The sequence below is a fragment of the Sphingomonas aerophila genome (assembly GCF_014199305.1).
Taxonomy (GTDB): domain Bacteria; phylum Pseudomonadota; class Alphaproteobacteria; order Sphingomonadales; family Sphingomonadaceae; genus Sphingomonas; species Sphingomonas aerophila.
Genome location: NZ_JACIJK010000010.1, coordinates 145,972 through 161,506, shown reverse-complemented (window position 1 = coordinate 161,506; position 15,535 = coordinate 145,972). Strand labels below are relative to the sequence as shown.

Here is a 15,535-nt window from a genome sequence, read left to right as displayed (position 1 = left end):
TTGGTTGTTGAACATTCCTCGAAAGACCCACGGTACATGGCTGATTATGATTACGACCTGTTCGTCATTGGCGCGGGCTCGGGCGGCACTCGTGCCGCGCGGGTGTCCGCGGCGCATGGCGCCAAGGTCGCGGTGGCGGAGGAATATCGGGTCGGCGGCACCTGCGTGATTCGCGGCTGCGTACCCAAGAAGCTGCTGGTGTATGGCGCGCATTTTGCTGAGGACCTGCGCGACGCCAAGAAGTTTGGGTGGAACGTCCCCGATCCTCTCGAATTTAGCTGGCCGACGCTGCGGGACAATGTCCTGGCGGAAGTGGACCGGCTGAACGCCGCCTATACGCAGACGCTGACCAACCACGGCGTGGAGATCATCAACGCCCGTGCCGAGGTGACCGGCCCGCATTCGCTACGCCTGTCGGACGGACGCGAGGTGACGGCTGAAACGATCCTGGTGGCGGTCGGCGCCCATCCCGCCATTCCCGACGTCGAGGGCAAGGAGTTCGGCATCACCTCCAACGAGGCGTTCAACCTCGACGCGGTGCCCCGCCGCATCCTGATCGCGGGCGCAGGCTATATTGCCAACGAATTCGCCGGCATTTTTCACCAGTTCGGCGCCCATGTGACGCTGATGAACCGCACGCAGGATATTCTGCGCGGCTATGACCTTCAGATCCGCGACCGGCTGCTTCAGATCTCGATGATGAAGGGGCTGGATTTCCGCTTCGATGCCACTTTCGAGAAGATCGTTCGCGACGACGATGGCTGCCTGACCGTGCACATGAGCGGGCATGAGCCGATCACGGTGGACATGGTCATGTTCGCGACCGGGCGCGTTCCCAACACGCGCGGGCTTGGGCTGGAAAGTGCGGGTGTCGAACTGGACGACACGGGCGCGATCAGGGTGGACGAGGACAATCGCTCGTCCTGCCCGTCAATCTATGCGGTGGGCGATGTCACCAATCGCGTTCAGCTGACTCCCGTCGCGATCCGCGAAGGTCAGGCCTTTGCCGATACGAAATATGGCAACAAGCCGACCCGGGTCGACTATAACTGCATTCCGAGCGCTGTGTTCAGTCACCCGCCTCTTGCCGGCGTCGGCCTGACCGAAAGCCAGGCACGGCAAAAGCTTGGGTCCGTGAAGGTCTATTCGTCGGACTTCCGGCCAATGAAGAACGTGCTTGCCGGGCGTCAGGAGCGCGCACTCTACAAGATGGTCTGCGATGGGGAGACCGACCGCGTGGTCGGCATCCACATGATCGGCCCGGACGCTCCCGAAATCCTTCAGGCAGCCGCCGTGGCGGTGAAGGCGGGGCTGACCAAGGCGGATTTCGACGCCACGGTCGCGCTTCACCCGTCCATGGCGGAAGAACTGGTTTTGCTGCGCTGAGTGATGCCCCCCGGCCCAATTGGCCGGGGGCGCATTGTCACACTTCCGCGGTGATCAGCCACTCCGAGTCGATCTCGTGATAGCGGTCGATGAAGCCGGTCATGGTAATCATACGGGCCTCGTCCAGCACCTTCACCCGCTTGCCATTGCGCTCGATCAGTCCCTGATCCTCCATCTTGCCGAGCGTACGGCTGACATGGACCTTGGTCAGCCCGACCGCGTCGCCGATGTCGGTCTGGGTCAGCGGGAAATCGAAAGAGTCGACCACCCCGCCCGCAGTGACCCGCAGCCGGGCGAGCACGTCGAGGATCAGTGTCGACACCCGTTCCACGCTGTCCATCCGCCCAATGGAGGTCAGCCGATCGGACAAGGCGACGTTCTCCGCGGCGCTCATGGCGAACAACATGCCCGCCAAGCGCGGCTGCTCGCGGAATATCCGGCCAAGGTTGGGCTTGCTGAGTTCGGACACGATGCAGTCCGACACCGCGGTGAAATCATGAACGGCAAAGGCCCAGGCCATGCTGGACGTGCCCATCAGGTCGCCGGGAAAGTGGAAGCGCAGGATCTGCCGCCCGCCATTGGCCAGCCGGATGGCAGCGTGGAACCAGCCCATCTGGACCACAAAGAGCGTGTTGCTTTCCTCTCCCTCGATCAGCAACTTCGCCCCGGCCGGAACCTTTGTTTCGCGGCGTTCCGCCCAGTCCAACGCGTCACGTTCGGCCGGCGTCAACTTGATGTAGCGGTCCAGCCGCTGGACCAGGGCGCTTGTTCGCATCGATTGTCATTCCTCCACCGTCACAAATCGACACTGGGCCGTTGCGGTTCCCGCTCCCACGCCGGAGGTGGATTTCAGCCCCGTGCGACCTGGAAGCCGGCGAAGCTTTGAGCGACCGGCATCATCTCCACTGTGTTGATGTTGACATGCGCCGGCAGGGTTGCGGTCCACATCACCGTTTCGGCGATGTCCTCCGCGGTCAGCGGCTGCATGCCCGCGTATAGGGCGTCGGCGCGCGCCTGATCACCGTTGAAGCGGACGGTGGAGAACTCGGTGCCGCCGCACATGCCCGGCTCTATGTTGGTGACGCGCACGGGCGTGCCCATCAAGTCGGATCGAAGATTTAGGCTGAACTGGCGCACGAACGCCTTGGTCGCCCCATAGATGTTGCCGCCGGGATAGGGATAGGTCCCCGCGATCGAGCCCAGATTGACGATATGACCCCGCCCCCGCGCGATCATGCCGGGCAGCACCACGCGGGTCATCTGAACAAGGCCGCGGCAATTGGTGTCGATCATGCGATCCCAATCGTCGGGGTCGGCTTCCTGCGCCTTGCCCATGCCAAGCGCCAGGCCGGCATTGTTGACCAGGCAGTCAATGTCGCCGAACTGCTCGGGCAGGCCGGCCAGGGCCCCCTCCATGGCAGCGCGATCGGCGATGTCGAAGGCGACGGGCAAGACGGCGTCGCCAAGTTCGTCGCGCAGGGATTCCAGTCGCTCCACCCGGCGCCCGGTCGCGATCACCCGCGCCCCCGCCTGCACGAACCGCCGCGCGATCGCGGTGCCAAAGCCGGCGCTGGCCCCGGTAACGAGGACCACATTGGGGACGTTGGTCTGCGTTGCCATGTTCACTCCGTTAACAGTCGGCGCTCAACGTTCGGCCCGCCCTGCCGTGCCCTTCGCCAATGATGGCCCGGCCGGCAAGCTGTTGGGCGAATCGCGACCGGGTTGGGCGGATCAGCCGGCGTGGCCGATCGTTGTTGCGCCGAGGAGACCACCAATGCCCGATCGCGACACCGGAATCAGCAACGGCACCAATGCCCATTCGCTCAACGACACGATTGCGGGGACCGGCCCGGGCATCCCGGACGACGCGCTCTTCCCGGGAGAGGACGGCCCGCCGGAGGCACCGACCGACGAGGAGGTACGGCGCGCAGCGGCAAAGCTTGGTGCGCCGATCGCCCCCAACCCCGATTGATCGGTCCCGTCAGGCCGCGAGCGGCGCGAACCGGGCGACCTGGCGCCCGATCAGCCGCAACTGCTCCAGCACGGCGGGGTCATTGACGCCGCCATCGTCGTCGAACTTGGTCAACTGCGTGTTGATCGCGGCGGCGAACGGGGTCGGCCAACCGCGCAGGGCGTGCACGATCGAGCGAAGCGCGGCGATGGTCGATCCTGTCGCCTGCCACCCATAAGCGGTGGCGATCAGCCCCACGGGCATGTCGGCGAGGTAGGGCCGCTCGTCACGGGCGGTTTCCTCCAGCAGGTCCAGTGCGTTCTTGACCACCCCGGAAATCGAGCCGTGATAGCCCGGGCTGGAGATGATCACCGCCGACGCGGAGCGCACCGCCTCCACGAACGCCTGCTCTTCGGCCGTGCGGCTGGTCGCCCGCGGATCATAGAGCGGCAGCTTGGCCATGTCGGCGCCGCCGAACATCCGGGTCCGGAACCCTTGCCCACATGCCGCGTCCAGCGCGATCCGAAGTGCCCGTTCGGTCGAGGACACCCCGCCGATGGTGCCGCCGATGCCGACGACCAGCGGCTGGGAAAGGGAGGAGACGTTAGTCATAGACCCTTGGAATACCCACTTTGCCACGCGCTGTCGCCGCTGATATGGCGCAACGGCCCGACGCGCTTGCGGGCGGTGTCGTAGCGCTGTAATACACATGGCTACTCATGAGTCTCTTCGACCCGCGCCGGCCCGACCGCGACGCCAATCCCCGCCCCCTTCGCTACGCCCCCGACGCGGCGGAGTGGGAGGAGGAAGATCGCCCCTACCGCTCCTACTCGCGTGACGAACTGCAGCGTCAGCTCAACGGCTACGATGCCGTGCTGGGCGATGATGAAGGTCGTGGTGGTGGCAGCGGCGGCAATGATGGCGGTGATTATCCGCGCCGACGCTCGCGCCTGCGCACGGCATTGCGCTGGATCATGCGCGGGCTGGGTCTGAGCGTTATTCTGCTGGTCATCGCGATCGGCTGGCTTGCGGTCACGGCGCCCTTGTCGCGTTCGCTCAAGCCGCCAACGCCACCTTCGATCACCCTCCTGGCGTCCGATGGCACCCCCATCGCCCGCCGTGGCGCCATTCTCGGCACCCCGGTCGACGCGTCCAAGCTGCCGCCCCATGTCGCGCAGGCATTCATGGCGATCGAGGATCGGCGCTTCAATTCGCACTGGGGCATCGATCCGCGTGGCATCCTGCGCGCGGCCTGGCACAATGTTGGCGCGGGCGGCGTTCGGGAGGGCGGCTCGACCATTACGCAGCAGCTCGCGAAGAACGCGTTTCTGGACTCCGACCGTACCGCGGCACGCAAGCTGCGCGAGGTCATGATTGCGTTCTGGCTGGAAGCATGGCTGTCCAAGAACGAGATCCTGTCGCGCTACCTGTCCAACGTGTACTTCGGCGACAATGTCTACGGCCTGACCGCGGCATCAAAGCACTATTTTGGCCGCACGCCCGACAAGCTCAACGTCGGCCAGGCAGCGATGTTGGCCGGGCTGGTCAAGGCACCATCGCGCCTGGCCCCCACGGGCAACCTGGCCGGCGCGCGCAAGCGAGAGGCGGTCGTGGTCGGCGCCATGGTCGACGCGGGCTTCCTCACCCCGGCGCAGGGCCGCGCGGTGCAGCCGCAGCGCGTGCTTGCGCGGGCGCCGCAACAGGTGCCGTCCGGCACGTACTTCGCCGATTGGGTCCTGCCGGAAGCGCGCGACCAGGCCGGTGAGATCAAGACCGAAGCGAGCGTCCGCACCACTCTCGACCCAAAGCTGCAAAGACAGGCGGAACGCGTGATCCGCCAGGCTGGCCTGCGCCAGGCACAGGCAGCGCTGGTCGCGATGCGCCCTGACGGCCAGGTGGTCGCGATGGTGGGCGGCCGGTCCTATGTCGACAGCCCGTTCAACCGGGCGACACAGGCCAAACGACAGCCCGGCTCGACCTTCAAGCTGTTCGTGTACCTCGCCGCGATGCGCGCGGGGATGACCCCCTCGTCCACCGTGGACGATTCACCGGTTGAGATCGCCGGGTGGAAGCCGCGCAACGATGATGGCCGCTACCTGGGCGAGATCAGCCTCGCCCGCGCCTTTGCCCGTTCGTCCAATGTTGCCGCGGCGCGGCTGACCCAGCAGGTCGGCGTGCGCAACGTGATCAAGGCGGCGCGCGACCTCGGCATTTCCACCCCCATCGCCAACGAGGCGACCATTGGTCTTGGCACGTCGGAAGTGACGTTGCTGGAGCTTACCGCCGCCTATGCCGGTATCGCCAATGGCCGCTATCCGGTGCGCCCGCGCGGGCTGGAGGAACATGGCGACAAGAGCTGGTATCAATCGCTGACCGGCGGCACGCGCCAGATGCCCGGCAACATTCAGGACGAGATGAAGTCCCTGCTCGGTTCGTCCTTGCGCGGCACGGGGCGAGAGGCACGGCTGACCATTGACGCTTACGGCAAGACCGGCACGTCCCAATCGGGCCGGGATGCCTGGTTCATTGGCTGGGCCGGCGACCTGGTCGTGGGCGTCTGGGTCGGCAATGACAACAACACTCCCAATCCCGGCCTTCATGGCGGCGGCATCCCCGCGCAGATCTGGCGCAATTTCATGGTGGCGGGCCTGGGGATCGCCCCCGTCCGCGCACCGGTGGTGGTCGAGGAGAACGCGATCGATCCGGAAGCGGTAATCGACGGTGCCGATGTCGGCGACCAGATCGACCGGGCGGTGGGCGACGCGATCGGCACTGCGGGGGACAGCCTGCGTGACCTGGGCATCGACCTTCGCCGCGGCGACGACGGCTCGATCAGCGTCGGTCCCGCCCGCGGTCGCGACCGGCAGGGGCCGCCCCCGCCCCGTGAAGACCGGCGCCCGCCGGATGAGGAAGACGGGAACGAGTAACCCCGCTCAGGGCCGGATCGACGGCCCGAGCACCCTGGCAAAAAGCGCGAGCGCAACCACCCCCGCAGCGATGACTGCCCAATTTCGCCGAAGCGTGACTGGCCGCGGCGCATCCGGCCCGCGCGCGGCAAACCCAATCGAGATGAACCCGGCCAGCCCGCCGAAGGAAGATGCCGCCGCCGACGCGATTGTCACGAACAGGCCGACGGGATTGAACAACCCGACCAGCACCGCGCCCGCTCCGGCCGCAGCGTAATAGGTATGTGCGATCCGTTTGCGCGCCGGCCGGGTGGCAGGACCGGTGCCGAGCAGATCGTCCAAGCCACTGATCGCGGCCCGGACGATCACGACATAGGCGATCAACCCGACCAGCAGCACGCCCGCCTGCCATGCAAACGGCGCGTGCAGGCCCGACAGTGCCCCATCAGTTCCGGTCCCGAGGTCCCCCAACCCCGTCGCGCCCGAGAAGCAGAAATAACCGGCAGCAACAAAGGCCTCGCTCACCCAAACCAGCCAGAGCACCAGCCGCGCGACATCGCTCCGGGTGCGCTGCCAGAGCAGAAAGGCCAGCAATGACAGGACGACGTTGACTGCCACGCCAGCGACATCGACCACGAACCGCGACCAGCCCGCCGGGATGCTGCAATCGACGTAAAAGGCGCCGATCTCCACGACCCGCCCAGCTTCCATGACGCAGGCGGCCGCATGGCCCCCTAGTTCGTGCCACATCGTCAGCAACGGCATCAGCAGCGCGCCCAGCCCCGCCATCGTCAGCCAGTCGACCCGCTGCTCCACTGGCATAGGCTCCCCCTCTTTTCGGCGCAGCTTACGCGCCCGGGCATGTCGAGCAAGTGTATGCCGAGTTCCTTCGCTGGCGCGATCGGTGTCACTCGGCTCCGACAAGAGTTGATGTTGCGCCCCCAAGCCGAACGCCTATGGCCCTGCACATGCGCTTCTTCTCCGACAACGCCGCCCCCGTGCATCCCCGCGTTATGGAGGCAATGGCAGCTGCCAACAGCCTGGATACCGCCTACGATGGCGATGCCTGGTCGAAGCGGCTCGACGCCCGTTTTTCCGAGTTGTTCGAACGCGACGTCCGCGCGCTCTGGGTGCCGAGCGGCACGGCGGCGAACTGCCTGGCGCTGGCTGCGATCTGCCCGCCCTATGGCGGCGTCGTCTGCCATCGTGACGCGCATATCCAGAACGACGAATGCGGTGCGCCCGAATTCTACACGCACGGCGCAAAACTGATGCTGGCCGACGGCGAGGGAGCAAAGGTCACGCCCCACACCGTTCAGACCGTGCTCGACGCGATCGCCGCTGACGTTCACCGCGTTCAGCCCTATGCCGTGTCGATTACCAACGCGACCGAATATGGCCGGGTTTACCTGCCCCATGAGGTAGCCGCGATTGGCGAGCTTGCCCGATCGCGCGGGCTCAAGTTCCACATGGACGGCGCGCGTTTCGCCAATGCGATGGCAACCGCCGGCTGCTCGCCCGCGGAAATGACCTGGCAGGCGGGGGTCGAGGCCTTGTCCTTCGGCTTTATCAAGAATGGCGGCATGAATGCGGAAGTGCTGGTGTTCTTCGACCCGGACCTTGTTGGCGCGACGCCGCAGCGGCGCAAGCGCGCAGGGCTGCTCTTCTCCAAGGGCCGCTACCTTGCCGCTCAGGTGCTCGCCATGCTCGATGACGACCTGTGGCTCGCCAATGCGCGCTCCGCCAATGCCAACGCGACCATGTTGGCGGCGGGTGCGGGCGACCGGCTGATCCACTCCGTTGAGGCAAACGAGGTGTTCCTGCGCGCTACCCCGGACGAAGCGGCAGCGCTGCGGGCAAAGGGGTTCGACTTCTATGACTGGGCGGCGGGCGAGATCCGGCTGGTAACCTCCTGGGACCAGCAGGCCGACGGCGTGCGCCCGCTGGCAGAGGCCATCGCAGCGCTGTGAGCCACAACCGGCCTTGCGCTTCAGTGCAAGCGGGACCTCATGGCCAAGGGTGCTGCGCGCGGGAGCACAAGGCTGGATGACCCCTGAAACCCCGCAATCGACCCGCGCCGCGATCCTGGTCCCCTTTGCGCTCGTCACGCTCATATGGGGATCGACCTGGCTGGTCATCCGCGACCAGTTGACGGTGGTGCCGGCCGGCTGGTCCGTCAGCTATCGCTTCCTGGTCGCGGGACTTGCGATGACGGGGGCCGCCCTGTGGCGGCGGGATAGCTGGGCGATCGGGCCCGCTGGCGTCCTTTTCGCGCTGGCAGTCGGCACGTTGCAGTTCGTCGGCAACTTCAACTTCGTATATCAGGCGGAACGGTTCATCACCTCCGGCCTGGTTGCCGTGCTGTTCGCGCTGCTGCTCGTCCCCAACGCATTGCTTGCTCGCATCTTCCTGGGCCAGCGGATGGGGCGGCAACTGATCCTTGGCTCCGCGATCGCCATGGCAGGGGTGATACTGCTTCTCATCCGCGAGGTTCGCGTGGACCCGAGTGGCGGCGCCACTGCGATGGCCGGCATCGGCTTCACCGCAGCCGCGATCATCTGCGCCTCCAGCGCCAACGTGTTGCAGGGAACGAACATCGCGAAACGCTTTCCCATGGCGCCGACCCTGGCCATCGCCATGCTCGGCGGCGCCGCGCTCGACGCGACGTTCGCCTATTTCATGAGCGGGCCACCCCGGTTTGACCCGCGGCCAAGCTATACGCTCGGCATCCTATACCTGGGCCTGTTCGCCTCCGCGCTCGCTTTTCCGCTCTATTACCGCGTGCTGCGGGTGATCGGCCCGGCCAAGGCGTCCTATTCCAGCGTCATCGTGCCGGTGATCGCGATGCTGCTGTCGACCTTGTTCGAGGGTTATCGCTGGAGCACGCTGGCGATAGCGGGGGCGATACTGACCGGCGCCGGGCTGGTTGTGGCGTTGAGGGCGCGGAGGCCGAACCGGTAGTCGGGATAGCGCGGCGCCCAGCCGAGCACCCGCTTCGCCTTCAGCGCCGACACGCGTCGGTTCTCGGCATAAAAGCCGCGGGCCATTGGCGACAGGCTCTCAACCGACACCACGGGCGGCAATGGCAGGCCGAGCAGCGCCGCGGCATAGGCGATCACCTGATCCTGATCGCAAGGAGTGTCGTCGGCGAGGTTGTAGGCACCAGCCGGCCCGGACAGCCCGGCGGTCACGCCGCTCACGATGTCATCGACATGGACGCGGCTGAACACCTGGCCTGGCAGTCCGACGCGATGCGCCCGCCCTTCTCGCACCCGGTCGAGCGGTGAGCGGCCCGGGCCATAGATGCCGGGCAGCCGGAACACTCGCGCGCCAAGCGCTCGCCACGCCCCGTCCGCCGCCGCACGCGCGCCTCGCCGGCCTGACCCCGTTGGCGCACTCTCGTCGACCCAGGCGCCGCCCGTGTCGCCGTACACTCCGGTGGAGGACAGATAGCCCATCCACCCGCCCGCGGTCGCAATCGGATCACGGTAAGCGGCCAGCACCGGGTCGGCCTCCCCTTCCGGCGGAACGGAGGACAGGATGTGGGTCGCCGCCGCAATCTCCGCGCGAACCCGCTCGACGTCGTGAAAGGCGATGCTCCCTCCGCGCCCGTCGCGAGTCGTGCCGACCACGCGCCACCCCTTGTCCGCCAGCGTGTCGGCCAGGCGCCGGGCGGTGTAGCCCAGTCCGAAGACAAGCAACCGGCTCACCGGGCCAAGCGTTCATAACGGCAGCACACCGCGTCATGGCTAACAGGGCCCAGCCGTCGCGCAACCCTCGGTAGCCAAGCGCGATCTCAGGCGTATATCCCCATGATGCTCGATGCCAACCACGCCCCGCCTGTCCCCGCCCAGCCCCAGGCAATCCGGCGCGAGGACTATCGCCCGCCCGCCTGGACGGTGCCGGAGGTGTCGCTCGACTTCGACCTGGACCCCGCAACGACCCGCGTACGTGCACGGCTGGAGGTAAGTCGGCGCGAGGACACGGTGGAGCCGCTGCGCCTCGATGGCGCGGGGCAGCGGCTGGTGTCGGTGCTGGTCGATGGGGTCGCGATCAACGATTGGCGGCTAGACGGCGACACGCTGGAGGTCCCGCTGACCGGCGACACGCACGTGGTCGAGACGGAGGTGGAAATCGCGCCCGACGCCAATACCCAGCTGATGGGGCTTTATGCCTCGAACGGCATCCTGTGCACTCAGTGCGAGGCTGAGGGCTTTCGGCGCATCACCTACTTCCCCGACCGTCCCGACGTGCTTGCACGATATCGCGTGCGCATGAGCGCGGACAAGGCGCGCTTCCCCGTGCTGCTTGCCAACGGCGACCCGATCGCGTCGGGCGATCTGCCCGACGGCCGCCACTGGGCGGAATGGCACGACCCCTTTCCCAAGCCGTCCTACCTGTTCGCCTTGGTCGCGGGCGACCTGGCCTGTAATCGCAGCAGCTTCACCACGCAGTCGGGCCGCGAGGTAGAGCTTGGCATCTGGGTGCGAGAGGCGGACCTGCCCCGCACGCATCACGCGCTTCATGCGCTGAAGCTGTCGATGGCGTGGGACGAGCATGTGTACGGCCGGGAATATGATCTGGACGTGTTCAACATCGTCGCGGTGGACGATTTCAACTTCGGCGCGATGGAGAACAAGGGGCTGAACATCTTCAACAGCCGCTATGTCCTGGCCGACCCGGACACCGCGACCGACATGGATTACGACCATGTCGCGGGCGTGGTCGCGCATGAGTATTTCCACAATTGGTCGGGTAACCGCGTCACCTGCCGCGACTGGTTCCAGCTGAGCCTGAAGGAAGGTTTCACGGTCTTCCGCGACCAGGGCTTCTCCGCCGACCAGGGATCGGCCGCAGTGAAGCGGATCGAGGACGTGCGCGCGCTCCGGGCCAGCCAGTTTCCCGAAGATGCGGGGCCGCTCGCGCATCCGATCCGGCCCGAAAGCTATCTCGAGATCTCCAATTTCTACACCGCCACCATCTACAACAAGGGGGCGGAGATCGTCCGCATGATGGCGACGATCCTGGGCCCGCAGCGCTTCCGCGCGGCGACCGACCTGTATTTCGATCGCTTCGATGGCACGGCGGCCACTTGCGAGGACTTTGTGCAATGCATGGAGGATGCAGGCGGGGTTGACCTGACCCAGTTCCGCCTTTGGTATAGCCAGGCAGGCACCCCGCGCGTGTCGGCCAGCGTTACGCACGACGCCGGTAGCGGGCGCGCGACGCTGCGCCTGGGTCAACAGGTGCCCGCCACCCCCGGCCAGAGCGACAAGGAGCCGATGGTGATTCCGCTCAAGCTGCGCTTGTTCGGCGCCGCTACGGGCCGGCCGCTGACGGACGAGCAACTGGTAATGCTTAACCAGGCATCGGACACCATCGTGTACGAAGGCGTGACCGAACGGCCGGTGCTGTCGATCAATCGCGGCTTCTCCGCGCCCGTGGTGATCGAGAGCGACCGCACCCCGGACGAGCTCGCGTTCCTGTCCGGTACCGATGACGATCCCTTCGCCCGTTACGAGGCGACGCAGCAGTTGATGCTCGACACGCTTGTTGCCGGCGCGATCGAGGGCGGGCGGACTAATCATGACGCGGTGATCCGGGCCGTATCGGCGACGCTGTCCGACCCCTCGCTCGATCCCGCTTTTGTTGCGGAAGCCGTGCTGCTCCCCGCTGAGGGGTTCATCGCCGACCAGCTAGCCGTGGTCGATCCAGAGGCGGTGTTCGCCGCGCGCCAGGCTCTGCGTTCCGACCTTGCCCGGCAGTTGGAGGAACAATGGCGCGCCGCTTATGACGGCCCGCGCGAACCATATGCCTATACGCCACGGGCCAAGGGGTCGCGGCGGCTGCGCAACGTTGCGCTCGGCTACCTGGCGGCGACTAATACCGGTGACGCAGGCAAGCTTGCCTTCACCCAGTTCGCCGCGGCGGACAACATGACCGATCGCCAGGGTGCGTTGCAGGTACTCGCCAACGGCGACAGCGACGAACGGGTCGCGGCGCTCGACATCTTCTACAATCGTTATGCAGACAACGCTCTGGTGCTCGACAAGTGGTTCCAGACTCAGGCTCTTGCCACCCGCGCCGACACGGTGGAGATTGTGGCGGAACTGTCAAGGCACCCTGATTTCAGCCTGGCCAACCCCAACCGCGCGCGTTCGCTGGTGGGGGCATTCGGCGTCAACCAGCGCGCGCTCAATCGGGCGGACGGGGCCGGCTACCGGTTCCTTGCCGATCAGCTGATCCAGCTAGACAAGCTTAATCCGCAGACCGCGGCCAAGCTGCTGCCGCCCCTGGGTCGCTGGCGCCGCTTTGATGCGACCCGAGCGGTGATGATGCGTGCTGAGCTCGAGCGGATCGTTGCGGTGCCGGGCTTGTCCAAGGACCTGTTCGAACAGGCCTCTAAGAGCCTGGAGGGCTGATCCCATGCGCACACAAGCGGTATTCTTCGACATCGACGGAACGCTGGTAGACAGCAACGGCTATCATGTGGAAGCCTGGTATCGCGTCTTTGCGGCAACCGGCCGGCCAGTGGCACGCGAACGCATCACGGAGCAGATCGGCAAGGGTACGGACAATCTCGTGCCGGCCCTGTTTCCCGACTTGTCGGATCCGGAGGTTGAGCGGCTGGGTACATTGCACGGCCAGTTCTTCAAGGCGGATTATCTAGATCGAGTTCGCCCTCTTCCGGGCGCCGCTGAACTGGTCAGGCGAGTGCACGGCAGCGGGCGGCAGTCCGTGCTCGCGTCCTCCGCGGGTGCCGGCGAACGCGACCATTACCTGGACCTGCTTGGCATCCGCGATGCCGTATCGACCTCAACGACCAGCGACGATGTCGGGGCGACGAAGCCCGCCCCGGACATCTTTGCGGTCGCCGCCAAAAAGGCGGGAGTGGAGGCGGCGAGCGTCGTCGTTGTAGGGGACGCGCCTTATGACATGGAAGCCGCTGCCAAATGCGGCATGACCCGTGTCGCCGTCCGGTCCGGCGGCTTTGATGACGATACGCTGAGCCGGGCAGGCGCTCAGATGATCGTTGATGACGTGGCCGAGCTGCTGGCACGCTTTGACGCCACGCCGCTCGCGCAGTGACGGCGGACACTGACGACACCCGCAGCGTTGCTGATTGTGGTCAACGGCGCGCGGGTGTGGCCAGCCTCGACGCTTGTCGGCTGGGTGGTCAGCTGACCATCCGGCAAAACACACCAGTTAATAGCGAAACGCGCCGGATCACAGCATCTCCTCTGGACGGCATTCCACACTAACTCGTTCACATTGCGTTAGAACCCAAACTGGCATGGCCTGTGCGAAGTAGATGGCAAAGGCAGGATGATCCCGCCGCCAGGAGTTCAGGTCCATGTCGAACAGCAACCCGTTCACTCGCTCCGATACGATGGTTGGCATTTGTCAGTCGATCGCAGACGATTTCGGGTTCAATCCCCTGTACTTGCGCGTGCTGTTCGCCTTCGGGCTGTTCGTCAGCCTGAAGTGGAGCGTGCTTGTGTATCTGGGCCTGGGCGTGGTGGTGCTCGCGTCGCGGCTGCTGTTCCGCGGTCCCCGCACCGCAACGTCGAGCCTGGCGACGGATACGCCGACGCCGGATAGCGAAGACGACCAGCTGCCGCTGGCCGCCTGAGGGTCAGAACAACCTGCCCCCGTTCGGCACCGGCCGTTCGGGGGCGAGCAGCACAACCTCACCATCGGCGTCCGGAAAGCCAAGTGTCAGCACCTCGCTCATGATCGGGCCGATCTGGCGCGGTGGAAAGTTGATCACCGCCGCGACCTGCCGCCCTACCAGCGCGTCGGGGGTATAGTGACGGGTGATCTGCGCCGAGGATCGCTTGACACCGATCTCCGGCCCGAAATCGATACGCAGCTTGATGGCGGGTTTGCGCGCTTCGGGAAACGGCTCAGCTTCGACGATCGTGCCGACACGAATGTCGACGCGGTGGAAATCATCCATGGTGATCGTCATGTTCTCAATCCCGCGGCAATGCCCGGCACTCATCAGAAATCGACATTGTCGTAGTGCGCAGGCGGCCCGATCACTTCCATTCGCTCGGACAGGAGCGGGCGGAAGGAAGGACGGCTTTTCAACCCGCGATACCAGCGTGCCGTCTGCTCATGACCCTTCCAGTCGATCCCGCCCAGATAGTCGGCAACCGAGATTTGCGCAGCCGCCGCAAGGTCGGCGAGGCTGAGCGTCGCGCCGGCCAACCAGTTTCGGTGGTCGAGCAGATAGTCGATATAGTCGAGGTGCTCGATCGCGGCCTTCATCGACTGGCGTAGCGCCTTGGCCTCAGGCGCCTGGCGGTGGGCAAGGCGTTTGATCATGCGCTCCCCGAGCAGCGGGCCGGTCACATCATGATAGAAGTTGTTGTCGAACCAGGCGACCAGGCGGCGAATCTCTGCCCGATTGGCGGCAGTGCCGTTGATCATCGCCGCCTTTTCGACGGTTTCTTCAAAATATTCACAGATCGCCATCGAATCGATCAGCACGGTGCCGCGCTGCGTATCCACCATCACTGGCGTCTGTCCGGCGGGGTTCATGTCGAGGAATTCGTCGCGCCGCGCCCAAGGTGATTCGCGCACCAGTTCATAGCCGACGCCCTTTTCCCCCAGCAGAAGGCGCAGTTTGCGCGAGAACGGGCACAGGGGAAATTGGTAAAGCTGCCACATGGTCATAGCGTCGTAGAGCCGCCTTTCACTCGATGAAAGACTTTGTGCTGCGGCAATCGATCGCACGGGGCCGCTTTCCGGTTCCCAGTTGCTACGCCCGGCGCCTATGCTTGATCTCAAACGGGAGGCGAGGATGACGTACAGGACCGTGTTGCTGGCTGCGATCGCGAGCGCGAGCCTCGCCGCTTGCTCGCAGGAAAGCGAACAGCCGAGCGCGGCGGCCAGTCCTGCACCGGTGGCCGACGCGGCCAGTGTCGCCCAGGCGCTCAAGGGAGCGGGACTGCCCGTCACGGGCGTGGTCGCTGTGACGGCCGCTACGGACCGGGATCACCTGCTCGGCAAGCCCGGCTCCTACACGAGCAAGGTGACATTCCGGGACGCCCGGCATCCGGGCACCGGACTCGATACGGAGAACGTGATCGAGCTGTTCGCAACCGTTCCCGACGCCATGCGGCGGGGTGAACAGCTCACCCGGAGCGCGGACGCGGCGACCCGCGACATGATCCAGGGTCGCGCTTACCTCCGCCTTGCGCCAGCGATCATGCCGGCCGAGGCGGATGCTTATCGCAAAGCGATGCTGGACGGGCAGATCGGGTCTTAACCCGGCCGGCCCGTC

16 protein-coding genes are annotated in these 15,535 nt (G+C 65.8%); 9 read left to right on the top strand and 7 right to left on the bottom strand.

Annotated elements, in window-relative coordinates; translation table 11 throughout:
- The first annotated feature begins 36 nt into the window (after nt 1–36).
- Complete coding sequence (gorA, locus tag FHS94_RS15810; RefSeq protein WP_184059619.1) at nt 37–1,386, top strand: glutathione-disulfide reductase; 1,350 nt, start codon at nt 37–39, stop codon at nt 1,384–1,386.
- Nucleotides 1,387–1,423: 37 nt separating this feature from the next.
- On the opposite strand, the gene FHS94_RS15805 is transcribed toward gorA, so the two are convergent.
- Both FHS94_RS15805 and FHS94_RS15800 read right to left on the bottom strand, forming a co-directional pair.
- Nucleotides 1,424–2,161, bottom strand: a complete 738-nt coding sequence (locus tag FHS94_RS15805; protein ID WP_184059617.1) for a Crp/Fnr family transcriptional regulator — start codon at nt 2,159–2,161, stop codon at nt 1,424–1,426.
- A gap of 74 nt (nt 2,162–2,235) precedes the next feature.
- Nucleotides 2,236–3,006, bottom strand: coding sequence for an SDR family oxidoreductase (locus FHS94_RS15800; protein WP_184059615.1), 771 nt, complete (start codon nt 3,004–3,006; stop codon nt 2,236–2,238).
- Nucleotides 3,007–3,160: 154 nt separating this feature from the next.
- Between FHS94_RS15800 and FHS94_RS15795 the strand changes: the two genes are divergently transcribed.
- Entirely contained in the window at nt 3,161–3,358 is a 198-nt protein-coding gene (locus FHS94_RS15795) for a hypothetical protein (protein WP_184059613.1), read from the top strand.
- Nucleotides 3,359–3,367: 9 nt separating this feature from the next.
- Here FHS94_RS15795 and FHS94_RS15790 read toward each other — a convergent pair whose 3' ends face one another.
- A complete protein-coding gene (locus FHS94_RS15790) occupies nt 3,368–3,949 on the bottom strand; it encodes an NADPH-dependent FMN reductase (protein ID WP_184059611.1) in 582 nt (193 codons plus the stop codon).
- A 107-nt stretch (nt 3,950–4,056) separates the two neighbouring features.
- Between FHS94_RS15790 and FHS94_RS15785 the strand changes: the two genes are divergently transcribed.
- The gene (locus FHS94_RS15785) at nt 4,057–6,264 is read left to right on the top strand and encodes a transglycosylase domain-containing protein (RefSeq protein WP_184059609.1); all 2,208 of its coding nucleotides are present in this window, start codon (nt 4,057–4,059) and stop codon (nt 6,262–6,264) included.
- A gap of 6 nt (nt 6,265–6,270) precedes the next feature.
- On the opposite strand, the gene FHS94_RS15780 is transcribed toward FHS94_RS15785, so the two are convergent.
- Nucleotides 6,271–7,065, bottom strand: a complete 795-nt coding sequence (locus FHS94_RS15780) for a hypothetical protein (protein ID WP_184059607.1) — start codon at nt 7,063–7,065, stop codon at nt 6,271–6,273.
- 146 nt (nt 7,066–7,211) lie between these two features.
- Between FHS94_RS15780 and FHS94_RS15775 the strand changes: the two genes are divergently transcribed.
- Complete coding sequence (locus tag FHS94_RS15775) at nt 7,212–8,213, top strand: threonine aldolase family protein (protein ID WP_184059722.1); 1,002 nt, start codon at nt 7,212–7,214, stop codon at nt 8,211–8,213.
- Nucleotides 8,214–8,289: 76 nt separating this feature from the next.
- The gene (locus tag FHS94_RS15770; protein ID WP_184059605.1) at nt 8,290–9,204 is read left to right on the top strand and encodes a DMT family transporter; all 915 of its coding nucleotides are present in this window, start codon (nt 8,290–8,292) and stop codon (nt 9,202–9,204) included.
- Here FHS94_RS15770 and FHS94_RS15765 read toward each other — a convergent pair.
- Nucleotides 9,114–9,953: a Rossmann-fold NAD(P)-binding domain-containing protein gene (locus FHS94_RS15765; RefSeq protein ID WP_184059603.1), complete on the bottom strand. Its 840-nt coding sequence runs from the start codon at nt 9,951–9,953 to the stop codon at nt 9,114–9,116. The two genes, FHS94_RS15770 and FHS94_RS15765, sit on opposite strands and share 91 nt — an antisense overlap.
- Nucleotides 9,954–10,058: 105 nt before the next feature.
- Between FHS94_RS15765 and pepN the strand changes: the two genes are divergently transcribed.
- The 3 genes from pepN to FHS94_RS15750 all read left to right on the top strand — a co-directional run bounded on the left by pepN (nt 10,059) and on the right by FHS94_RS15750 (nt 13,876).
- Complete coding sequence (pepN, locus tag FHS94_RS15760; protein WP_184059720.1) at nt 10,059–12,665, top strand: aminopeptidase N; 2,607 nt, start codon at nt 10,059–10,061, stop codon at nt 12,663–12,665.
- 4 nt (nt 12,666–12,669) lie between these two features.
- Nucleotides 12,670–13,332: an HAD family hydrolase gene (locus FHS94_RS15755; RefSeq protein WP_184059601.1), complete on the top strand. Its 663-nt coding sequence runs from the start codon at nt 12,670–12,672 to the stop codon at nt 13,330–13,332.
- 265 nt (nt 13,333–13,597) lie between these two features.
- On the top strand, nt 13,598–13,876 hold the full coding sequence (locus FHS94_RS15750; protein ID WP_184059599.1) for a PspC domain-containing protein: 279 nt from the start codon (nt 13,598–13,600) through the stop codon (nt 13,874–13,876).
- Between the two features lie 3 nt (nt 13,877–13,879).
- On the opposite strand, the gene FHS94_RS15745 is transcribed toward FHS94_RS15750, so the two are convergent.
- Nucleotides 13,880–14,215: a tRNA-binding protein gene (locus FHS94_RS15745; protein ID WP_184059597.1), complete on the bottom strand. Its 336-nt coding sequence runs from the start codon at nt 14,213–14,215 to the stop codon at nt 13,880–13,882.
- A 32-nt stretch (nt 14,216–14,247) separates the two neighbouring features.
- Entirely contained in the window at nt 14,248–14,919 is a 672-nt protein-coding gene (locus tag FHS94_RS15740; protein ID WP_184059718.1) for a glutathione S-transferase family protein, read from the bottom strand.
- 133 nt (nt 14,920–15,052) lie between these two features.
- Here FHS94_RS15740 and FHS94_RS15735 point away from each other — a divergent pair, with 133 nt between their 5' ends.
- Nucleotides 15,053–15,520: a hypothetical protein gene (locus FHS94_RS15735; protein ID WP_184059595.1), complete on the top strand. Its 468-nt coding sequence runs from the start codon at nt 15,053–15,055 to the stop codon at nt 15,518–15,520.
- Nucleotides 15,521–15,535: the final 15 nt, after the last annotated feature.